Here is a 21,933-nt window from a genome sequence, read left to right as displayed (position 1 = left end):
AATCTAGGGCTGTCGGCAATAAACTGTTACAATGGCAACGTTTTTATCAAAAAGAAAAAACGCACGCCATGACCACTATTCGCCAAACGCCCCAAACATCGAGTGCAACGCTGGAAGGCCTCCTCGCTTGGTTCGACGGCTATGTTGCCGCGCTGCCCGATTCCGATAAAAACCTGATTCAGACGGCCTTTGACTTAGCTAAAGAACATTACCCCGCCGATGCCCTAACGACTTACGGCGAGCCATTAATGGAACATTTTCTCGGCTCGATGCAAATCGTCAGCGAACTCGACCTCTTGCCTGATGCCGTGGCGGCTACGATTTTGTCCGACATCGGCAAATACGTTCCCACTTGGCAAGAATTGGTTACCGAACGCTGCAACAGCACCGTTTGCGAGCTGGTCAAAGGTGTGGACGAAGTGCAGAAACTGACCCAATTCGCCCGCGTGGATAGCCTTGCCACGCCGGAAGAACGCAGCCAACAGGCCGAAACCATGCGTAAAATGCTGTTGGCGATGGTTACCGACATCCGCGTCGTCCTGATCAAACTGGCGATGCGTACGCGCACCCTGCAATTTTTAAGCAACGTTCCTGACAATCCTGAAAAGCGCGCCGTTGCCAAAGAAACCCTCGACATTTTTGCCCCGCTCGCCAACCGCCTGGGCGTGTGGCAACTCAAATGGCAGCTCGAAGACTTGGGCTTCCGTCATCAAGAGCCGGAAAAATACCGCGAAATCGCCCTACTTTTGGACGAAAAACGCACCGAGCGCCTCGAATACATCGAAAACTTCCTCAATATCCTGCGTACGGAACTGAAAAAATACAATATTCATTTTGAAGTTGCCGGAAGACCGAAGCACATCTACTCCATTTACAAAAAAATGGTGAAGAAAAAGCTCACTTTCGACGGCCTGTTCGACATCCGTGCCGTACGGATTTTGGTGGACACCATTCCCGAGTGTTACACCACCTTGGGCATTGTCCACAGCCTCTGGCAGCCGATTCCGGGCGAGTTCGACGACTATATCGCCAACCCAAAAGGCAACGGCTATAAAAGTTTGCACACTGTCATCGTCGGCCCGGAAGACAAAGGTGTGGAAGTCCAAATCCGCACCTTCGACATGCACCAATTCAACGAATTCGGTGTTGCCGCCCACTGGCGTTATAAAGAAGGCGGCAAGGGCGATTCCGCCTACGAGCAGAAAATCGCTTGGTTGCGCCAACTCTTAGACTGGCGTGAAAACATGGCCGAAAGCGGCAAAGAAGACCTTGCCGCCGCCTTTAAAACCGAGCTGTTCAACGATACAATTTACGTTTTGACTCCGCACGGCAAAGTCCTCTCCCTGCCTACGGGTGCTACCCCCATCGACTTTGCCTATGCCCTGCACAGCAGCGTGGGCGACCGTTGTCGCGGCGCAAAAGTCGAAGGACAAATCGTACCACTGTCAACGCCGTTGGAAAACGGTCAACGCGTTGAAATCATTACCGCCAAAGAGGGGAACCCTTCCGTCAACTGGCTCTACGAAGGCTGGGTCAAATCCAACCGCGCCATCAGTAAAATCCGTGCCTATATCCGCCAGCAAAATGCAGATACCGTGCGCGAAGAAGGCCGCGCCCAGTTGGACAAACAGTTGTCAAAAATCTTCCCCAAACCCAATCTGCAAGCATTGGCGGAAAAGCTCGGCTTCAAAAAAACCGACGAACTCTATACGGCCATCGGTCAGGGCGAAGTTTCCAACCGCGCCATCCACAAAGCCTGCGGCGCGCTGAATGACCCGCCTCCTGTGCCGATTGATGAAACCAATATCGTCAAGCAGTCTAAAATCAAAAAAGGCGGCAAAAACGGCATTTTGATTGACGGCGAAGACGGCCTGATGACCACGCTTGCCAAATGCTGCAAACCGGCACCTCCGGACGACATTATTGGTTTCGTTACGCGCGACCGGGGCATTTCCGTCCACCGCAACACCTGCCCTTCTTTCCGCCACCTTGCCGAACAGTCTCCTGAAAAAGTGTTGAATGCAAGCTGGGCAGCCTTGCAAGAAGGACAAGTGTTTGCCGTCGATGTTGAAATCCGCGCTCAAGACCGCTCCGGTTTGCTGCGCGACGTTTCGGATGCGCTGGCACGTCATAAACTCAACGTTACCGCGGTGCAAACCCAATCGCGCGATTTGGAAGCCAGTATGCGCTTTACCCTTGAAGTCCGCCAAGTCAACGACCTGCCGCGCGTATTAGCCAGCTTGGGCGACATCAAAGGCGTTTTAAGCGTAACGCGCTTATAATTCCCATTCCCCCATCTAAAGGCCGTCTAAAAGTATTGCTTTCAGACGGCCTTTCACACATCGGCTGCCAATATATAACCTACGCTTCTATCCTTACAATCAGCCGTTATTTCCTGTCCGCCATATTCTCAGGCAAACTCGCCATCCGCATGATAAAGAAAGATATTTTTATTCTTATATTAACCTTAAGGAAACTTCATGGATACACGAGACCTGTTCCCTCATGAAATTTTGCAGGACGCCATCGGCAAGAGTTGCGCCAAATCTGAATTCAGCATCAAAATGTTGGTGATTTTGAGTTTCTTAGGCGGCGGTTATGTCGGCTTCGGCTATCTTGCCTGCCTGCGCGTCATCAGCGGCATTCCAGCCGAATGGAACGGCCTGGCCGCCCTTTTGGGCGCATCCGTGTTCCCTATCGCACTGATTTGTATCTTAATCGGCGGCGGCGAGTTGGCAACAGGCAATATGATGATTATGGCTTTGGGCAGATTGACCGGCCGCGTCAGCACCCACAAACTGGTGCGCAACTGGCTGATTGTCAGCTTGGGCAATCTGGCAGGCGCCGTTGCCATGGCCTATTTTCTCGGCCACTACGTCGGCCTTGCCGAAGGGCCAGCCACAGCGAAAACCATTGCCATTGCCGAAGCTAAAGTCAATATGGACTTCGGCCGCGCATTCGTTTCTGCCATCGCATGTAACTGGATGGTGTGTATGGGCATCTGGTTTTACTTCGGTGCACGCCATACTTCAGGACGAATCTTAGCCATGTGGTTCCCTGTTATGATCTTCGTATTAATCGGTTTCCAACACTTTGTTGCCAATATGTTCATCATTCCGGCCGGTATTTGGGCGGGCGCAAATGTCAGCTGGGGTCAATTTTTCTACAACATGATTCCCGTTTTCTTAGGCAACGTCCTGGGCGGGTCATCCTTTGTCGCAGCCTCTTATCTCTTTGCTTACAAACACTTACTAAAAGACGATTTTTCTATTTAATGTAATCTTTTTTCTAAAAAACCCGTATCTGCCCGACACAGATACGGGGTTTCTGCACAGGGCCGTCTGAAAATCCAAGTCGTTTAATTACTTTTTCTCTTTAATCCCCAAAAAACATCAGGAAAGATAGTTTCACACACTTTCCTTCGTCATCATCAGTAAAAATTTATATATTTTTATGTTTTTAAATGACTTAGCCAAAAGGCGGCATCAATTTCGAATAAAGGCTGAGTTCTTCGCTTTGCAAAAGCGACTTTTTGCGGTATGCTGGTTTAAATTATTTACAATTTAATGCATTAAGATTTCGTATTTTATTGTATTTGAAAATAATTTATCCTGTCTCTCTCGCAAAAAACAGGATTTTTAAGCTGTATTTTTATTAGAAAAAAGTTTGGGTATGAATTGCTTGCAATTTCAAACCCGTTTTAAAAGTTAGATGAGGAATAAGTACATGAATCCCATGTATATCACTTTCGCGATCTATTTGGTCGCCGTATTACTGATCGGCCTCGCCGCCTATTTTTCAACACGAAACTTCGACGACTACATTCTCGGCGGCCGCAGCTTAGGTCCGTTCGTGACCGCGATGTCTGCCGGTGCTTCCGATATGTCAGGTTGGCTTTTGATGGGTTTGCCCGGTGCCATTTACCTGAGCGGTTTGAATGAAGCTTGGATTGCCATTGGTCTGATTGTGGGTGCATACCTCAACTGGCTGTTGGTTGCAGGCCGTCTGCGCGTACATACCGAATACGCCAACAACGCGCTGACGCTTCCTGATTACTTCTTCCACCGCTTCGGTGCCGGCGGTCACTTGATGAAAGTGGTTTCTGCACTGATTATCTTGTTCTTCTTCACTATTTACTGTGCTTCAGGCATCGTAGCCGGTGCTACCCTGTTCCAAAGCCTGTTCCACGGTATGTCTTACACTCAAGCCATGTGGTTGGGTGCCGGCGCAACCATCGCCTACACTTTCTTGGGCGGTTTCTTGGCAGTAAGCTGGACCGATACCCTGCAAGCTTCTTTGATGATTTTTGCATTGGTACTGACTCCTGTAATGGTGTACTTGGGTTTGGGCGGTGCTGATCAAATGAACGCTGCCATCCAACAAGTTGCCGCTTCTACCGGTAAAGAATACGGCAGCCTGTTTGCCGGTACTACTTTTATCGGCATTATCTCTACCGCCGCTTGGGGCTTGGGCTATTTCGGCCAACCACACATTTTGGCCCGTTTCATGGCTGCCGAAAGCGCTAAATCTCTGGTTTCTGCACGCCGTATCGGTATGACCTGGATGGTTCTGTGTATGGCCGGTGCCGTGGCTGTCGGCTACTTCGGTATCGCTTACTTCGGCGCCAACCCTGCCCACGTTGATGAAATGAACGGCAACCACGAACGTATCTTCATCGCTTTGGCTACCCTGCTCTTCAACCCTTGGATTGCCGGTATCATCTTGAGCGCGATTCTCGCCGCCGTAATGTCTACCCTGTCCTGCCAATTGTTGGTTTGCTCCAGCGCGATTACCGAAGACTTCTATAAAGGCTTCCTGCGTAAAAACGCCCAACAAGCTGAATTGGTATGGATTGGCCGCGTAATGGTATTGGCTATCGCCGTGATTTCCATCCTGATTGCTTCTGACCCTGAAAGCAAAGTATTGGGCTTGGTAGCTTACGCATGGGCAGGCTTTGGTGCCGCATTCGGCCCGGTCGTTATCCTGTCTGTACTGTGGAAACGCATTACTGCCTACGGCGCACTCTCCGGCATGATTGCAGGTGCACTGACTGTAGTAGTTTGGGCTGAGTGGATCAAAAAACCTGCTTTGGCCGCACAAGAAACAGGTTTCGCTACTGTCTATGAAATCGTCCCCGGCTTTATCATTTGCACACTCGTGATTGTTTTGGTGTCCCTGATCGACAAAAAACCTTCACGCGAATTGCAAGAACGTTTCGAAAAAGCAGACGCAGAATACCGCGCCTCTAAATAAGACGTTTTCAGACGGCCTGCATGATTCCGTGCAGGCCGTCTTTACGACATAAACTGTTTCAAAATAATCTGAGCCTTATCAGAAAAAACAGCAATTTATGCGGATGCATCTTGTATCCGCATCATAATTTTATTACGATATTACTATCCTTCAGAATGCTTGTTTTAGCAGTCTTAATTCAGGCCGTCTGAAACCATGAAAAAACCTTTGGAGAACATAAATAATGTTTAACTTCGCTTTTCCAACACAAACTCCTCTGCGTCAAGCTGTAACTGATGCCTACCGCCGCGATGAAATCGAGGCCGTTCAGGATATGTTGCAACGTGCACAGATGACCGACGAAGAACGCAATGCCGCCTCCGAGCTTGCCCGTCGTTTGGTTACTCAAGTCCGCTCCAGCCGCACCAAAGCAAGCGGCGTAGATGCCTTGATGCACGAGTTCTCTCTCTCCAGTGAAGAAGGTGTTGCACTGATGTGTCTGGCCGAAGCCCTGCTGCGTATTCCGGATAATGCAACCCGTGACCGCCTGATTGCCGACAAAATCTCTGAAGGCAACTGGAAAAGCCACTTGAACAATAGCCCTTCCCTCTTCGTTAACGCGGCTGCATGGGGTCTGCTGATTACCGGCAAACTGACCGCGACAAACGACAAACAGATGAGTTCCGCATTAAGCCGTCTGATCAGCAAAGGTGGCGCACCTCTGATCCGTCAAGGTGTGAACTACGCCATGCGCCTGTTGGGCAAACAGTTCGTAACCGGCCAAACCATTGAAGAAGCGCTGCAAAACGGTAAAGAGCGCGAGAAAATGGGTTACCGCTTCTCTTTTGATATGTTGGGTGAAGCCGCATACACCGAAGAAGATGCCAACCGCTACTACAACGACTACGTTCAAGCCATTCACGCCATCGGTAAAGATGCCGCAGGCCAAGGCGTTTACGAAGGCAACGGTATCTCCGTTAAACTTTCCGCCATCCACCCACGCTATTCACGCGCCCAACACGAACGCGTTATGAGCGAATTGTTGCCACGCCTGAAAGAATTGTTCCTTTTGGGTAAAAAATACGATATCGGTATCAACATCGATGCCGAAGAAGCCAACCGTCTCGAATTGTCTTTGGACTTGATGGAAGCTTTGGTTTCCGATCCTGACTTGGCCGGCTACAAAGGTATCGGTTTCGTTGTTCAAGCCTACCAAAAACGTTGCCCGTTCGTTATCGACTATCTGATCGACCTGGCACGCCGCAACAACCAAAAACTGATGATCCGTTTGGTTAAAGGTGCATACTGGGACAGCGAAGTGAAATGGGCTCAAGTAGACGGCATGGAAGGCTATCCGACTTACACCCGTAAAGTCCATACCGACATCTCCTATCTCGCCTGCGCACGCAAACTCTTGGATGCGCAAGATGCCGTGTTCCCACAATTTGCCACCCACAACGCCTACACTTTGGGCGCAATCTACCAAATGGGTAAAGGCAAAGACTTTGAACACCAATGTCTGCACGGCATGGGCGAAACCCTGTACGACCAAGTGGTCGGCCCGCAAAACTTAGGCCGTCGCGTACGCGTGTATGCCCCGGTCGGCACACACGAAACCCTGCTTGCCTACTTGGTACGCCGTCTGTTGGAAAACGGGGCGAACTCTTCTTTCGTGAACCAAATCGTTGACGAAAACATCAGCATCGACCGCCTGATTAAGAGCCCGTTCGACACCATCGCCGAACAAGGCATCCACCTGCATCCGGCATTGCCTCTGCCGCGCGATTTGTATGGCAAAGGCCGTCTGAACTCCCAAGGCGTCGATTTCAGCAACGAAAACGTATTGCAAAACCTGCAAGAAAAACTCAACCAAGCTTCTTCCGATGACTTCCACGCCGCGTCTATCGTTAATGGCGAAGCGCGTAACGTGGGCGAAGCGCAACCCGTCCGCAACCCTGCAGACCACAACGATGTTGTCGGCACTGTCAGCTTTGCCGATGCGGCATTGGCTCAAGAAGCTATTGGTGCAGCCGTTGCCGCCCTGCCTGAGTGGAGCGCCAAACCTGCTTCAGAACGCGCCAACTGCCTGCGCCGTTTTGCCGATTTGTTGGAACAACACACGCCTGCATTGATGATGCTGGCCGTCCGCGAAGCCGGTAAAACCCTGAACAACGCCGTTGCCGAAGTACGCGAAGCCGTTGACTTCTGCCGCTACTATGCCAACGAAGCTGAGAACACCCTGCCTAAAGATGCCAAAGCCGTCGGCGCAATCGTTGCCATCAGTCCATGGAACTTCCCATTGGCCATCTTTACCGGCGAAGTGGTTTCTGCATTGGCAGCCGGTAACACCGTTATTGCCAAACCTGCCGAACAAACCAGCCTGATTGCTACTTACGCCGTTTCCCTGATGCATCAAGCCGGTATTCCGACTTCTGCACTGCAACTCGTACTCGGCGCAGGCGATGTCGGCTCTGCCCTGACCGGCGATGCCCGCATCGGCGGCGTGATCTTTACCGGTTCTACCGAAGTAGCGCGCCTGATCAACAAAGCCCTGTCCAAACGCGACGACAGCCCTGTCCTGATTGCCGAGACCGGCGGTCAAAACGCGATGATCGTGGACTCTACCGCCCTGCCGGAACAAGTCTGCCTCGACGTATTGAATTCTGCCTTCGACAGCGCGGGCCAACGTTGTTCCGCCCTGCGTATCTTGTGTGTTCAAGAAGATGTTGCCGATAAAATGGTCAACATCATCAAAGGTGCAATGGACGAATTGGTTGTCGGCAAACCGACCCAACTGACCACAGACATTGGCCCTGTCATCGATGCTGAAGCCCAACAAAACCTGTTGGCCCACATCAACAAAATGAAAGGCGTAGCAAAGGCTTACCACGAAATCAAAACTGCCGCCGACGTTGATGACAACAACTCTACCTTCGTTCGTCCAATCCTGTTTGAATTGAATAACCTGAACGAGTTGCAACGCGAAGTGTTCGGTCCTGTACTGCACGTTGTCCGCTACCGCGCCAGCGAATTGGATCAACTCATTGACCAAATCAACGCCAAAGGCTATGCTCTGACCAGCGGTGTACACAGCCGTATCGAAGGCACTGTTGACCATATCCGCGACCGCATCGAAGCTGGTAACATCTACGTTAACCGCAACATCGTTGGTGCTGTTGTCGGCGTACAACCTTTCGGCGGTCACGGCTTGTCCGGTACCGGTCCAAAAGCAGGCGGTTCATTCTATCTGCAACGCCTGGTTCGTACTCCTGAATGGGTTGCCCCAACCCTCAGCCGAATCGGCCAAGCAGACGAAGACGCGCTCAAACGTTTGGAAACCCTGGTTCACAAACTGCCGTTTAACGCAGAAGAGAAAAAAGCCGCAGCCGCAGCTTTGGGTCACGCACGCGTCCGTACCCTGCGCAAAGCCGAAACCGTATTGGTCGGCCCGACCGGCGAACGCAACTCATTGAGCTGGCGCTCTCCAGAACGTGTTTGGGTACATGGCGGCAATCTGCTGCAAGCCTTCTCTGCCCTGACCGAGCTGGCAGCCGCAGGCATCCAAACCGTTGTTGAGCCAAACAGCCCACTGGCTTCCTACTCAGCCGATTTGGACGGTTTGTTGCAAGTCAACAGCAAACCCGAAAACGCAGGCATCAGCCATGTTGCCGCTATCGAGCCTTTGAGCAGCGAGCGCAAACAAGAGTTGGCCGGCCGCGACGGTGCGCTCATCCGCATCCTGCCTTCTGAACAAGGTCTGGATATCCTGCAAGTATTTGAAGAAATCTCTTGCAGTATCAATACTACCGCTGCCGGTGGTAACGCCAGCCTGATGGCAGTTGCCGACTAATCGTAGCCAAATCAAAGGCCGTCTGAAATTCAGACGGCCTTTTTTATGTTTTTTTATTTACATTTTTGCCGGATATTCGCACAAATCGTTAATCAAACATTTGCTGCATTGCGGTTTCAAAGCCTTACACGTATAGCGGCCATGCAAAATCAACCAGTGATGGGCATCCATCAAAAATTCTTTGGGAATAAAGCGCATCAGCTTGTCTTCAACTTCACGCACATCCTTGCCCGGCGCGATTTTGGTGCGGTTGGCCACACGGAAAATATGGGTATCGACCGCCATAACAGGTTGCCCGAATGCAGTATTCAACACCACATTGGCTGTTTTACGGCCAACACCGGGCAAAGATTCCAAAGCCTCTCGGTCGGCAGGTACTTCACCGTTATATTTCTCCAGCAAAATACGGCAAGTCTGCATGATGTGTTTGGACTTGGTTTTGTAGAGGCCTATGGTTTTGGTGTATTCCATCACGCCGTCCAGCCCCAAATCCAACATAGCTTGCGGCGTATTGGCAACGGGAAAGAGTTTGGCAGTCGCTTTGTTCACGCCGACATCAGTTGCTTGTGCAGACAATAAAACGGCGATAAGCAGCTCAAATGGCGAGCTGAAATTCAACTCGGTAGTCGGATGAGGATTGGCAGCGCGGAAACGCTCGAAAATTTCTTGGCGGATTTGTTTGTTCATTGTTTGGATTATTTTTTTATTGGCGCAGCAATTATAGTGAAATCATGTTGATACGGCTACTTTAAGTAAACAAGGCCGTCTGAAGTTGTTTTCAGACGGCCTTGTTTTATAAAAGCATTGCTATTTTAAATGCTGTTTACTTCTTACTCAAAGTCAGTCCTGTCCAGCCAAACACCAGCGTCAGAGCCAAGCTCAAGTAGCAGAAGAAGGCGTAAGGCAGATATTCCCAAACGGGCACACCCAAGGCATGGCTGATAAATACGCCGCAGACGCTCCAAGGCACCAACGGGTTGATGACAGTACCCGCATCTTCAAGCGTACGGGCAAGGTTGCGCGAATGCAGACCAAGCTTGTCATAAACCGGCTTAAAGGTTTCGCCGGAAAGCAGAATACTCAAATATTGCTCGCCAATCAGGAAGTTAACACCAACCGATGTCATGGCCACGCTGAAAGTAGCGCGTCCGGCATTGGTCAGGAACGCACGAATGGCCTCCAACAAAGACGGAATCACACCGATGCTAAACAACAGGCCGCCCAAGCTCATGCCGAGTATCACAATAGTTTGCGTAAAGAACATGCTTTCCAAGCCGCCGCGAGAAATCAAACGGGCAATGTCTTTAAATGCTTCGCCTTCGAGTTTGTATCCGCCGTAAAACCACGCGCCCAGCTGTTTCAAATCAGGCGTACTATGGAAGTAAGTCACAATCAGCGCCACCACAACGGTAAACAACATGGCCACAATGGCATTGACGCGCATCAGGGCGAGGACAACCAGCAAGGCAAACGGAATCAGCGAATAGGCATGCACCAAACCGGTTGCTTCCAATTGCGCGCGGAAAGCTTCGACGCTGTTCATATCATGCGCGGCAACATTAGGCAAGAGCCACAACATCAATGCTGCACTGATCAACCACGCAGGCACAGTGGTGTACATCATGTTTTTGATGTGTTCGAACAAATCAATGCCGACAATCGAAGCGGAAATACCGGTCGTATCGGAAAGCGGCGACATTTTATCGCCAAAGAACGCACCCGACACAATCGCACCTGCCGTCATCGCCATATCGGCATGAAACGCAGCCGCCATACCCATAAATGCCACGCCGACAGTTGCACAAGTCGTCAAACTACTGCCGATGGAAATACCGATGACCGAGCAAAGCGCAAACGCCGAGAAATAAAAATAAGTCGGCGAAATCAATCCGAAACCGTAATACATCAGCGTCGGAATCGCACCACTCATCATCAGCGCGCTGACCATCAGGCCGATAAAGAAAAACAGATAAATCGCGCCCATGCCCTGCCCGACCGCGCCGATCATACCGTTTTGCATGTCTTGATATTTCAAGCCACGCATCAAACCGTACAAAAGCAAGACCACGATCGCCGTCACAATCGACATATGCGGCAGCCATTCAAGCGAAATAATCGTATAACCCATTGCTGCCACCAAAGCTAAGGCCACCGCAATGGCCTCAAAGCGCGGCATATTAAGTAAGGATTTGAAAGCAAACATTGTTCTTTGCCTTTTAAATAAGTACTTAACAGATTTTAGCATAACAGGCCGTCTGAAACCCGATTCTCAGACGGCCTGCCTGTTATTTTATAAAAACAGCTCCAGTAAAACTGCGACACTTTCTTTAAAATATATTAAATTATTAACATTAAATACTTTTAAATTAGAATAAATGAAATTTTATTGCTTTTTAAAACGTCCATCATGCAAAAATGCCACCACTTGCTCGACCGTTTTACGGTTAAACAACATACCGCTATGGCTGACAGGCAAAACGACATGATCACGCATATTCGGACAATACGTTTCGCTGACCAAAACCGTACCATCATGTTCGCCATGCAAACCTAAAACACGGCCCAGCCCTACGGTTTATTGCCGGCAATACTGCCCAACTCAACACCTTCGGGCAATTCAGGCATACTGCCGTCCAATGCACCTTTATACGAGCCGCCCAATACCGGCTTTTGCAAACCCATATTGAACACACGTTGCGCGGCACGGCTGCCTTGGTGCGGCGTACCCATGGTAACGATACGGCCGCTGACTTTATCCGGATATGCCGCCGCAAAATTGCGTAAGACCAACCCGCCCAAACTATGGCCGACAAAGTGCAGCATTTCATCAGCATGGTTCTCATCAATCCATCGCGCCAAATCTTCGACATGTCGGTTCATCGAATGTAAAACACTGTAATAATCGAACAGCGCAACTTCAAAACCTTCTTGTTCCAGCAAATATGCCAGCGGTTTCATTACCCATGAATGCATGTGCAAGCCATGCAGCAAAATGATTTTGGCCATTTTTTTCTCCTGTCATTTAAATCATTATGCCACAAAGTAAAAAGGCCGTCTGAAATCCCATAAGGTTTCAGACGGCCTTTTATCATGATGAATCATTCGTCAGCTTTGTAGCCTTTTATAGCAAAGAAGACGATGTATACGTAACAAATCGCTGATACAACGAAAGAAATCATCAGGCCGTAAGTATCCGCAGCCCAACCTTGTACCACAGGCACAATCGCACCGCCTACAATCGCAGTACACAATACGCCGGAAGCGCTGCTGGTAAATCGACCCAGACCTTTGGTTGCCAAAGAGAAAATCGTTGGGAACATGATGGAATTGAAGAAGCCGATGGCCAACAATGCCCACATCGCAACATCTGCACTGGCTTTACCTGCCAACATAGCAACGCCCAACAGGGCAACAGCAGCGGTAGCATTGAATGCCAAATAGCGGTTAGGCGCAATTTTCGCCATGATGGCAGAGCCTAAGAAGCGACCAACCATCGCGCCGCCCCAGTAGAATGACAGATATTTTGCAGCAGAGGAGTGGTCCATACCTTTCAGGTAACCCAACACGTTGACCAACAAAGAACCGATAGATACTTCTGCACCAACATAACAGAAAATACCGGCCGCACCAAAAACCAAATGACGGTATTGCCAAACACTGTGTTTGCCATCATGGTTATGTTCGCTCTCTTCTTCGGCAATTTTACGCGCATCAGGCAAACGAATCATTTTGACAAACACAGCCAAAATAATCAGTAAACCGGCCAACCCTAAATACGGAATTTGAACGGAAGAAATTTGCTCGGCTTTGCTGACAGTTTGTGTTGCATCAGCCAAAATCAGGAATGCGCCGATTTGCGGAGCAATGGTCGTACCCAAAGAGTTGAATGCCTGAACCAAAGTCAGTGTTGCAGATTCTTTACCTGGTTTGGACAGCAAAGTCACATAAGGGTTACCCGCCACTTGCAACAGCGTTACACCTGAAGCCAAAATGAACAGCGCACCCAAGAAAGTAGGATAAGAATGGCTGCCGGCGGCAGGATAGAACAACAGACAGCCGATGGCAGTCAATACGAAACCGCCGATTACACCGTTTTTATAGCCGATTTTGCCGACCAAATAACCCATAGGGATCGACATAATCGCGTAAGCGGTAAAGAAACAGAATTGAATCAGCATCGCCTGAACATAAGTCAGTTCGAAAATATCTTTCAGGTGCGGAATCAAAATATCGTTCATGCAGGTAATGAAACCCATCATGAAGAAGAGTGTGGTCAGAACGACCAGCGCAGGAGTATGATTTTGTTGTGAATGCGCGGACATAATTTGCCTTTCGTTTTGTTAAGACTCGCTAAAAAATGAGCTTGAAGCAGTTCATTAAACTTAACACCCATTAACAGCCGCCCGTATCATACTGATAATCCGTCACTTTGAAAACTATTTTCTAACAGCCGACTACATTATCCTTCAGCCGTTTAATTTTAAAAAATTTAATAATATTGGATTTATCTTTTAATAGATTAAAAAATAAAGGCATAATCCTCTTATTAAACCTATTATTTCTTTTTTACAATATCACTTGATGTAACTCAAAACATGCCCCTTCTTTACGCTTACCTTGCCCTGATTGCTTCTGCCTTCACTTCAGCCACACTACTTCCGGGTACATCCGAGGCGGCATACGCCGCATTTGTGTACCAATATCCGCAACATGCCCTCGGCGCATGTTTGTGTGCCGGTTTGGCGAATGGCTTGGGCAGTATGGTTTCGTATTACATGGGCAGAATGTTTCCGTCCAAGAAAAGGCCGTCTGGAAAAGTATTGGCGCGTATACAAAGATGGGGAATTTGGCCGCTGTTGTTTGCATGGTTGCCGATTATCGGCGATGCCCTTCCCCTTGCCGCAGGCTGGCTCAGGCTCAATGCTTTGCATTGCGCCATCATTCTGATTACAGGCAAACTGCTGCGCTATGCCATGATTTATTGGGGAATGAACACAGTTGCCGGATAAGCTTCGACAACCAAAAATAAAGGCCGTCTGAATGATTCAGACGGCCTTTTGCCTTTAATTCGACAGTTACAAGACTTTCACAATGCTTTCGCACAGGTAGTCGATATTATCATCAGTAATGCCTGCAACATTAATGCGGCCGGAGCGGACGGCATAAATGGCAAACTCATTTTTCAAACGGTCGACTTGTTCGGGAGTCAGACCGCTAAAGGAGAACATACCGTTTTGTTCAATAATGAAATCAAAGTCTTGAGTTGCGCCTTTAGCTTTGAGCAACTCGACAAATTTTTGGCGCATGGCTTTGATGCGGCCGCGCATTTCATCGAGTTCGGCAATCCATTGTGCTTTCAAATCATCATTTTTCAACACCAGCGCAATGGTGTTCGCGCCGTGTGAAGCCGGGTTGGAATACAAGGTACGGATGATGGTTTTGACTTGGCTGTGGGCGCGGGCTGCTGTTTCTTCATCTTCGGCCACCAAAGTGAACGCTCCGACGCGCTCGTTGTACATACCGAAGTTTTTGGAATAAGAGCTGGCAATCAGCAATTCTGTATTGTGTTTCAAGAACACGCGCAAGCCGTAGGCATCTTCTTCCAAGCCATTGCCAAAGCCTTGATAAGCAAAATCAAACAATGGCAACCAGCCTTTTTCGGCAGAAAGTTTTGCTAAAGTTTCCCATTGTTCGGGCGTAGGGTCGATGCCGGTAGGGTTGTGGCAGCAGCCGTGCAGCAGGACGATGTCGCCTTTTTGCGCTTGGCTCAAGTCTTCAATCATGCCGTCCCAATCCAAACCGTGTTTGGCGGCATCATAGTAGCGATAAGGTTTATCTTGGATACCGACCGCTTTGGCGATGGCGTTGTGGTTTGGCCAAGTCGGATTGGAAATCCAGATGGTTTGCGCGTTCAACTGACGTTTGGCAAACTCGGCCGCAATGCGCAATGCACCTGTACCGCCAAGGCTTTGCGCTGTTTTGGCGCGACGGCTGGCAATGATTTCGTGGTCTTTACCAAATAACAGGATTTGGGTTTGCTCGTTGTAATCGGCAACGCCGTCGATGGTCAGGTAATTTTTAGTTGTCTCGCTTTCCAACAGGCGTTTTTCAGCCTCTTTGACGGCTTTGACAATAGGCGTCGCGCCGGATGCATCTTTGTACACGCCGATACCGAGATTGACTTTCTCCGGACGGGTTTCGGCTTTAAACGCCTCGCCCAAACCTAAAATCGGATCAGCAGGAGCAGCTTCGATATGCTTGAAGAACATGATTTTTCTCTTTACAAGTAGTAAAACGGTTGAAAAAATACAAATTTATGTAATTTTACGCCGTTTCAGGCCGTCTGAAAACGGATTATTACAGGGTTTTAACGCAAGATTGCCAACAAATCCAAAGGCGTGGCAATACGGAAATCGGCGAGCCAGTTTTCGGTTTGGTCTTCGGCAGAAATATAGCCCCAATCGGCAAGCACGGTTGTCATGCCTGCATTTTTGCCTGCCTGCATATCGCGCTCTGCATCGCCGACATAAAAACATCGCTGCGCCTCAACGCCAATCTGTTCGCACGCATAAAACATAGGCTTCACGCTGGGCTTGGGTTCATCGCAAGTATCGCCACTGACAATGACGGCAGGAGGCACGGTAAACCCGAGCTTAGGCACGAGGACATCGGTAAAACGCATGGGCTTGTTGGTGATAATGCCCCATTGGATACCGCGTTGAACTAAGGCTTCCAACATTTCGTTTACGCCGTCGAACAAGATGGTTTGGTCGGCATAGCAGCGGCTGTATTCGTCCAAAAACTCTTTGCGCCATTGCATATAGTCCGGATGGTCGGGCGTAATGCCTGAGCCAAGCTTGAGCAAACCGCTTGCACCGTGGCTGGCCTGCGGACGGATTTCATCCATGCTTTTTTCAGGCAAACCGTGTCGGTGCAATACCGTATTGAGCGCGCCACCCAAATCAAGTGCGGTATCGGCAAGCGTGCCGTCAAGGTCGAATAATACGGCTTGGGTCACAAGTGTTCCTTTGATGATTTTAGAAGGCCGTCTGAACAATCTAACAAGTTTCAGACGGCCTGAATATGGTTAATGGTGATGATGAATTTTTAAACATCCAAACCGCATTGCTTTAATTTTTTACGTGCAATGCTTTTCTGTTCTTCTGTAAACAACGGTGACCATCGTTCTTGGAGAATTAAATACTCCATGCTGATTTTTAATCCTTTTTCTTGGCCGTATAAGTATAGATCATGCAATCCTTGGCTAATATCTGGCGAAGCCAGTAATTTATCGGCTGCAGCCTTACCACCCATCTCATCTACCATTTGCTTAAACCGCGTAGCCCTATAAGGTGTCGGTAATTTCTTTGCCAAATCATAAATTTCTAACATGGCATGATGAAAATCTGCCTCTAATTGTTTCTTATCCATTTTTTTCCTCATTATTCATTATGATGTTCGTGCATTTCTTGCGAACACAAAACTTCATCTTTATGCGGATGCTGTTCGCTTTCAATCTGAATCGTGCAATGCCCGATGTTGTGATGCGCCAATTCATGTTCGATGCGATAGACGATTTGTTCGGACTCTGCAACCGTCATACTGCCATCGACAACAATATGGCAGGACAAAACGTGGATATTGCTGGTAATCGTCCAAACATGCAAGTCGTGAACAGATTTTACGCCCTCCGTATTGCGGATAACGCTGAGCAACTCATCGGTATGGATGTTTTCCGGCGCGCCTTCCATCAAAATGTGCAAAGTCTGTTTAAACAGCTTCCAGCCGCTGCGCCCTACCAAAACCGCCACCAATACACTGGCAACCGTATCCGCCCATTGCCAGCCATACGCCATCATCAATACCGCTGCGACAATCGCCCCTATCGAGCCGAATAAATCGCTGATTACATGCAGGTACGCGCCGCGCATATTGACGTTTTCTTCAGTATCGCCATTTTTCAACATATAAACGGCGACACCGATGTTGACCAATAATCCGATGATACTGACCACCAACATGCCGCCCGTCAAAATTTCCGGCGGATAAAACAATCGTTTGACTGCTTCATAAAAAATCATTGCCGCAATCAACACCAGCGACAATCCGTTAAACATCGCCGTCAAAATTTCAAAACGCTTATACCCAAATGTCTTTTGCAGCGTGGTCTGTTTCTCGCCGAGTTTGAATGCCCACAATGCCACGCCCAACGAAAACGCATCGCTGAACATATGCCCCGCATCGGAAAGCAGGGCCAAAGAGTTGGTCAGCCAGCCGCCGACCGCCTCAACCAGCATAAATCCGGCAATGACGAAAAATGAAATGCGCAATACCTGCTTATTGGCGGTATGCGTGTGCGCGTGCGAATGATCGTGATGATGTGCCATAATGATTTTACCGTTTCAGACGGCCTTTTTATCCTGTTTCAAACTTTTCTCAAAATCTTCCAACATATCCAGCTCAAAACGGCTGAATCCTGCGCGTTCCCGTGCTTCGATATTGACGTAGCCGCGGAAGATAAACATATCGTAACGCGCAATCAGGCTGCGGAACAAGGCAACCGGTTCCAAACCGCGCTCACGGCAAAGATGCTGATACCAATGATTGCCGATGGCGACGTGTCCCACCTCATCGCGATAAATAATATCCAACACATCGCAGGTTTCTACATCGCCACGCTGCGCCACTTTTGCACGAATACCCGGCGTGACATCCAAACCGCGCGCTTCCAACACCCGCGGCACCAAAGCCATGCGCAATAAGGGATCGTAAGCAGTTTTATACGCCATATCCCACAAATGCCCGTGCGCTTCAAAATCGCCGTAATCGTAGCCCAAGCTGTTCAGACGGCCACGCATCAAGCCGAAGTGAAACACTTCTTCTTTCGCCACCCTTACCCAATCGCGTACAAACTGAAACGGCATATTGCGAAAACGATACGCCGCATCCAAAGCCAGATTAATCGCATTAAATTCAATGTGCGCAATCGCATGCAACATGGCCGCATAGCCTTCGACCGTATTCATCTTGCGCGGCGTAACTTCCGAAGGCGCAACCAAACACGGACGTAACGGATGACCGGCAAAACGGCAATCCACGGGTTTCGACTCATCAACCGTCAAACCTTCCGCCTCGCCCAAATGCGCAAACAAGACCTGCGTCAACCTTCCCTTTTCATCCGGATTGTCCGACAGCAAAGCCTGTTCCAATAAAGGATAAGGATTCAGATACATACAAAACCATTGTTTTAAAAAGATAAATATTATAACCGTTTTAAAAAGCAAACAGAAAGACTATAATTTCACGCTTTCCGTAAAATGACATTAAATACCACACCAAACCATCGTGTGCTTCATTAAAAAAACGTCAAAACCAAATGCAGGCCGTCTGAAGAAATGAAATTATTTCAGTCACTTGATTGGATTTTTCATATTTACACAAATTAAACCCTCCATTCAGCCCCTTGCCTGTTACACCATAACGTCTATACTGAACCCATCTCTCCGAACAAGGAACCAAAACATGAAAACTACCCGACTGTTCACCCTGACCGCTGCCGCGCTGCTTTCTTCAGCTATCGGCTTTGCACAAGCCGACGCAGTGGACGCCCTGAAAAAATTCAATAATGACGCCGACGGTATCAGCGGCAACTTCAGCCAAACCGTTCACAGCAAAAAGAAAACCCAAACCACACACGGTACATTCAAAATCCTGCGCCCTGGCTTGTTCAAATGGGAGTACACCAAACCCTACAAACAAACCATCGTCGGCGACGGCAAAACCATTTGGCTCTATGACGTAGATTTGGCACAAGTAACCAAGTCCTCACAAGACCAAACCATCGGCGACAGCCCTGCCGCCATCCTCTCCAACAAAACGGCATTGGACAGCAGCTACACGCTGAAAGAAGACGGTTCTGCCAACGGTATCGACTACGTTTTGGCTACACCTAAGAAAAACAACGCCGGCTATCAATACATCCGCATCGGCTTCAAAGGCGACAACCTCGCCGCCATGCAGCTGAAAGACAGCTTCGGCAACCAAACCAGCATCAGCTTCAGCGGTTTGAACACCAAGCCTAACCTTTCCAGCGGTATGTTCAAATTTACCCCTCCTAAAGGCGTTGATGTCTTGAGCAACTAAGCTTCTAATGAAACACAAAGGCCGTCTGAACAACAGACGGCCTTTTATAACAGACGGCCTTTTATTTAGTTCAATTCAAAATCAAACACACTGTTACTTTTGACCTTGAATGGCCGCGGCAATTTTTTCTGCGCCTTTTTTCGCCCAGTCTGCCTGCTTGGCTTCCACCATCACGCGCACGACAGGCTCGGTACCGGATGCGCGCAAGACCACGCGGCCTTTGCCTTCGAGTTCTTTTTCCACTTCAGCCAAAGCCTCTTTGGAAGCGTCCTGCCAGTTTTGGCCTTTTTTGATGCGGACGTTGATCATGGTTTGCGGATACGGCTGCCAATCGGCGCAAACGGTGGCAAGGTCTTGATTCAAGGTTTGCAATGCGGCCAAAACTTGCAGCGCGGAAATGATGCCGTCACCGGTATTGTGTTTGTCCATACACAAAATATGACCGCTGGCTTCGCCGCCAATCAGCCAACCGCGTTGGTGGAGCTGTTCCAACACATAGCGGTCGCCCACTTTGGCGCGGCAGAAATCAACGCCCTGCTCTTTCAAAGCAACTTCCATCGCCATATTGGTCATTACCGTACCCACCACGCCGCCGATCTCCACGCCTTCGTGCGCGCGTGCTTTGGCAATCACATAAATCAAGCTGTCGCCGTCATACACTTTGCCATTGCGGTCAACCATCATCAAACGGTCGCCATCGCCATCCAAGGCAATGCCGTAATCGGCTTCATTTTGCAACACAGCCGCTTGCAAAGCTTTCGGATGGGTCGCACCACATTTCTCATTGATGTTGTAGCCGTTTGGCTCATCACCGATGCTTACTACTTGCGCACCCAATTCGTGGAATACTTTAGGCGCAACTGCATAGCCCGCACCATTGGCGGTATCGACCACCAATTTCAGACCGCGCAAGTCCAAATGGCTTGGGAAAGTGGATTTACAGAACTCGATATAGCGGTCATCCGCACCATTAATCCGGCGCGCACGGCCTAAACGGCTGGATGGCTGTGTTTTCATTTCCTCATCGATTTTGGCTTCGATTTCCAATTCGATTTCATCGCTCAACTTCACACCGCCTTCGGCAAAGAATTTAATGCCGTTGTCAGAATAAACGTTATGGGACGCAGAAATCATCACACCGGCAGACAAACGCAAAGCACGGGTCAGATACGCTACGCCCGGGGTTGGCAGAGGGCCGGTTTGAATAACGTTGACACCGGCAGCAGTAAAGCCGGCAATCAGCGCGGCTTCCAGCATATAGCCTGAAATACGCGTGTCTTTACCGATCAAGACGGTTGGTTTGATTTCGCCTTCGTGCTGCACCAAAACCTGACCTGCCGCATAGCCTAATTTCAGGACAAAATCAGGATTGATAGGAAACTGACCGACTTCGCCGCGCACACCGTCAGTACCGAAATATTTTTTTGCCATGAGATAACTCCGTGATTGTTTTGTCGTATGTGAATATGGTTGAACTTCTTTAAAAGAATCTTGATTGTATTCGAAGGCCGTCTGAATCTTTCAGACGACCCTTGATCATGAGAATAATTTACTACTTCAGTATTATAGCAAGATCCAGATTTCCTGCACGAAAAAAGCGCATCCTTTTGCAGAATGCGCTTCCTATTCGAGATTCAAAATCAAATCTTAGAATTTAGCACCAGACTGATTAGCCATGTAATCAACTGCAGCTTTCACTTCATCATCGCTCAGGCTGCCGTTACCGCCTTTGGCAGGCATTGCGTTAAAGCCTTCGAGTGCGTGTTTGTGCAGGGTGTCTTTACCTTGTTTGATACGAGGAGCCCAGTCTTCTTTTTTACCTACATGAGGAACACCTGGAACTGCACCGCCGTGACATGCTTGGCAGTTGGCTTCGTAAACTTTTTTGCCGTCTGCGCCACCGGCTGCTGGAGCTGCCGCACCTTTGTCATCTGCTTTGGCCACATCTGCTTTAGGGGCTTCTGCAGGAGCTGCACCTTCAGCCGCCGGAGCTGAAGCGGCTTCACCGGAAGCGGCTGCATCGGCAGGAGCTGCGGCATCAGGATCAGGGAAAGTACCGCCGGCTTTGTTGGCCATATAAGTAATGGCGCGTTTCAATTCTTGATCGGTCAAATCAGCCGCACCGCCTTTGGCAGGCATTGCGTTGAAACCATTCAGAGCGTGTTGGAACAAGGTATCGAAACCTTGTGCAATGCGAGGCGCCCAATCGCCTTTGTTTTCAAATTTAGGCGCGTTAGGAACGATGCTGTCTGCCGCGTGACATTGAATACAGATTTTGTTGAAAATCTGATCGCCTTGACGCTCGCCGACTGGAATACCATCGCCCAATTTCAGTTGGCCGACTGGCTGGATACGGGTTTGAGTCGCAGCTTCGGTTGTTTCGGCAACATCGCCGAATGAACCGCTTCCCGCCAGTTTGATCAGGAAGTAAATCACTGCAATGACAATAACGATACCGCTCACAAGGGTGAACAATGCAGAGCCTTGGGCTTTGTGGTCGCGGAGTTGTTTCATTTGGTAGGCCTCGCCGTTAGGTTAGGTTGTGCTGTAAGTTATAGTTTATGTGTTAAACGCAGTTAACAATATTTTGCTGGATTATACTGAATTCGCAAAGGCTTTCCAATCCATCTTGAGAAAAAGATACGCAAAAATCCTCAAAAGGCCATCTAAATTCTGCTAAGCCTTTGTAGTTAATTGATTATTCCAGC

At 49.1% G+C, this 21,933-nt stretch carries 16 protein-coding genes and 1 pseudogene; 6 read left to right on the top strand and 11 right to left on the bottom strand.

Annotated features, from left to right (window positions below):
* Positions 1–68 precede the first annotated feature (68 nt).
* The 4 genes from HMPREF2696_RS05825 (at position 69) to putA (ending at position 9,082) form a co-directional block, all read left to right on the top strand.
* Positions 69–2,282, top strand: coding sequence for a RelA/SpoT family protein (locus HMPREF2696_RS05825; protein WP_070588080.1), 2,214 nt, complete (start codon positions 69–71; stop codon positions 2,280–2,282).
* A gap of 198 nt (positions 2,283–2,480) precedes the next feature.
* Positions 2,481–3,275 (top strand): formate/nitrite transporter family protein, encoded by a 795-nt coding sequence (locus HMPREF2696_RS05820; RefSeq protein WP_036493807.1) that lies wholly within the window; start codon positions 2,481–2,483, stop codon positions 3,273–3,275.
* 451 nt (positions 3,276–3,726) lie between these two features.
* Positions 3,727–5,253: a sodium/proline symporter PutP gene (gene putP, locus HMPREF2696_RS05815; protein ID WP_070588079.1), complete on the top strand. Its 1,527-nt coding sequence runs from the start codon at positions 3,727–3,729 to the stop codon at positions 5,251–5,253.
* A gap of 223 nt (positions 5,254–5,476) precedes the next feature.
* Complete coding sequence (putA, locus tag HMPREF2696_RS05810; protein WP_070588074.1) at positions 5,477–9,082, top strand: bifunctional proline dehydrogenase/L-glutamate gamma-semialdehyde dehydrogenase PutA; 3,606 nt, start codon at positions 5,477–5,479, stop codon at positions 9,080–9,082.
* Positions 9,083–9,139: 57 nt separating this feature from the next.
* Here the strand turns inward: putA and nth are convergent, their stop codons facing one another.
* The 4 genes and pseudogenes from nth to HMPREF2696_RS05790 all read right to left on the bottom strand — a co-directional run bounded on the left by nth (position 9,140) and on the right by HMPREF2696_RS05790 (position 13,404).
* On the bottom strand, positions 9,140–9,769 hold the full coding sequence (gene nth / locus HMPREF2696_RS05805) for an endonuclease III (protein WP_049323145.1): 630 nt from the start codon (positions 9,767–9,769) through the stop codon (positions 9,140–9,142).
* A gap of 136 nt (positions 9,770–9,905) precedes the next feature.
* A complete protein-coding gene (nhaC, locus tag HMPREF2696_RS05800) occupies positions 9,906–11,285 on the bottom strand; it encodes a Na+/H+ antiporter NhaC (protein WP_039862424.1) in 1,380 nt (459 codons plus the stop codon).
* 180 nt (positions 11,286–11,465) lie between these two features.
* Positions 11,466–12,088: pseudogene (locus HMPREF2696_RS05795) on the bottom strand (esterase/lipase family protein).
* A gap of 92 nt (positions 12,089–12,180) precedes the next feature.
* Positions 12,181–13,404 (bottom strand): sugar MFS transporter, encoded by a 1,224-nt coding sequence (locus HMPREF2696_RS05790; protein ID WP_070588072.1) that lies wholly within the window; start codon positions 13,402–13,404, stop codon positions 12,181–12,183.
* Positions 13,405–13,677: 273 nt separating this feature from the next.
* Between HMPREF2696_RS05790 and HMPREF2696_RS05785 the strand changes: the two genes are divergently transcribed.
* Positions 13,678–14,091, top strand: coding sequence for a YqaA family protein (locus HMPREF2696_RS05785; RefSeq protein ID WP_070588070.1), 414 nt, complete (start codon positions 13,678–13,680; stop codon positions 14,089–14,091).
* A gap of 66 nt (positions 14,092–14,157) precedes the next feature.
* On the opposite strand, the gene HMPREF2696_RS05780 is transcribed toward HMPREF2696_RS05785, so the two are convergent.
* The 5 genes from HMPREF2696_RS05780 to HMPREF2696_RS05760 all read right to left on the bottom strand — a co-directional run bounded on the left by HMPREF2696_RS05780 (position 14,158) and on the right by HMPREF2696_RS05760 (position 18,315).
* Entirely contained in the window at positions 14,158–15,351 is a 1,194-nt protein-coding gene (locus HMPREF2696_RS05780; RefSeq protein ID WP_070588069.1) for an amino acid aminotransferase, read from the bottom strand.
* Between the two features lie 98 nt (positions 15,352–15,449).
* Positions 15,450–16,100 (bottom strand): HAD family hydrolase, encoded by a 651-nt coding sequence (locus tag HMPREF2696_RS05775; RefSeq protein WP_070588067.1) that lies wholly within the window; start codon positions 16,098–16,100, stop codon positions 15,450–15,452.
* A gap of 89 nt (positions 16,101–16,189) precedes the next feature.
* Positions 16,190–16,513, bottom strand: coding sequence for a hypothetical protein (locus tag HMPREF2696_RS05770; protein ID WP_070588091.1), 324 nt, complete (start codon positions 16,511–16,513; stop codon positions 16,190–16,192).
* A gap of 11 nt (positions 16,514–16,524) precedes the next feature.
* Positions 16,525–17,469: a cation diffusion facilitator family transporter gene (locus HMPREF2696_RS05765; protein ID WP_070588065.1), complete on the bottom strand. Its 945-nt coding sequence runs from the start codon at positions 17,467–17,469 to the stop codon at positions 16,525–16,527.
* Positions 17,470–17,484: 15 nt separating this feature from the next.
* Positions 17,485–18,315, bottom strand: coding sequence for a ferritin-like domain-containing protein (locus HMPREF2696_RS05760; protein ID WP_070588063.1), 831 nt, complete (start codon positions 18,313–18,315; stop codon positions 17,485–17,487).
* Between the two features lie 289 nt (positions 18,316–18,604).
* Here HMPREF2696_RS05760 and lolA point away from each other — a divergent pair, with 289 nt between their 5' ends.
* A complete protein-coding gene (gene lolA / locus HMPREF2696_RS05755) occupies positions 18,605–19,225 on the top strand; it encodes an outer membrane lipoprotein periplasmic chaperone LolA (RefSeq protein ID WP_004520641.1) in 621 nt (206 codons plus the stop codon).
* A 93-nt stretch (positions 19,226–19,318) separates the two neighbouring features.
* Here the strand turns inward: lolA and glmM are convergent, their stop codons facing one another.
* Together glmM and HMPREF2696_RS05745 are read right to left on the bottom strand one after the other, a co-directional pair.
* Entirely contained in the window at positions 19,319–20,656 is a 1,338-nt protein-coding gene (gene glmM, locus HMPREF2696_RS05750; RefSeq protein ID WP_004520640.1) for a phosphoglucosamine mutase, read from the bottom strand.
* 216 nt (positions 20,657–20,872) lie between these two features.
* On the bottom strand, positions 20,873–21,739 hold the full coding sequence (locus HMPREF2696_RS05745) for a c-type cytochrome (RefSeq protein ID WP_070503767.1): 867 nt from the start codon (positions 21,737–21,739) through the stop codon (positions 20,873–20,875).
* Positions 21,740–21,933 lie beyond the last annotated feature (194 nt).

This window comes from Neisseria sp. HMSC058F07, from assembly GCF_001810035.1.
In the GTDB taxonomy this organism is placed as follows: domain Bacteria; phylum Pseudomonadota; class Gammaproteobacteria; order Burkholderiales; family Neisseriaceae; genus Neisseria; species Neisseria perflava.
This window is presented reverse-complemented; position numbering and strand designations above follow the sequence as displayed.

Coding starts and splice junctions, on each gene's coding strand:
- HMPREF2696_RS05825 (WP_070588080.1), top strand. CDS start 69: ATGACCACTATTCGCCAAACGCCCCAAACATCGAGTGCAACGCTGGAA.
- HMPREF2696_RS05820 (WP_036493807.1), top strand. CDS start 2,481: ATGGATACACGAGACCTGTTCCCTCATGAAATTTTGCAGGACGCCATC.
- putP (WP_070588079.1), top strand. CDS start 3,727: ATGAATCCCATGTATATCACTTTCGCGATCTATTTGGTCGCCGTATTA.
- putA (WP_070588074.1), top strand. CDS start 5,477: ATGTTTAACTTCGCTTTTCCAACACAAACTCCTCTGCGTCAAGCTGTA.
- nth (WP_049323145.1), bottom strand. CDS start 9,769: ATGAACAAACAAATCCGCCAAGAAATTTTCGAGCGTTTCCGCGCTGCC.
- nhaC (WP_039862424.1), bottom strand. CDS start 11,285: ATGTTTGCTTTCAAATCCTTACTTAATATGCCGCGCTTTGAGGCCATT.
- HMPREF2696_RS05790 (WP_070588072.1), bottom strand. CDS start 13,404: ATGTCCGCGCATTCACAACAAAATCATACTCCTGCGCTGGTCGTTCTG.
- HMPREF2696_RS05785 (WP_070588070.1), top strand. CDS start 13,678: ATGCCCCTTCTTTACGCTTACCTTGCCCTGATTGCTTCTGCCTTCACT.
- HMPREF2696_RS05780 (WP_070588069.1), bottom strand. CDS start 15,351: ATGTTCTTCAAGCATATCGAAGCTGCTCCTGCTGATCCGATTTTAGGT.
- HMPREF2696_RS05770 (WP_070588091.1), bottom strand. CDS start 16,513: ATGGATAAGAAACAATTAGAGGCAGATTTTCATCATGCCATGTTAGAA.
- HMPREF2696_RS05765 (WP_070588065.1), bottom strand. CDS start 17,469: ATGGCACATCATCACGATCATTCGCACGCGCACACGCATACCGCCAAT.
- HMPREF2696_RS05760 (WP_070588063.1), bottom strand. CDS start 18,315: ATGTATCTGAATCCTTATCCTTTATTGGAACAGGCTTTGCTGTCGGAC.
- lolA (WP_004520641.1), top strand. CDS start 18,605: ATGAAAACTACCCGACTGTTCACCCTGACCGCTGCCGCGCTGCTTTCT.
- glmM (WP_004520640.1), bottom strand. CDS start 20,656: ATGGCAAAAAAATATTTCGGTACTGACGGTGTGCGCGGCGAAGTCGGT.
- HMPREF2696_RS05745 (WP_070503767.1), bottom strand. CDS start 21,739: ATGAAACAACTCCGCGACCACAAAGCCCAAGGCTCTGCATTGTTCACC.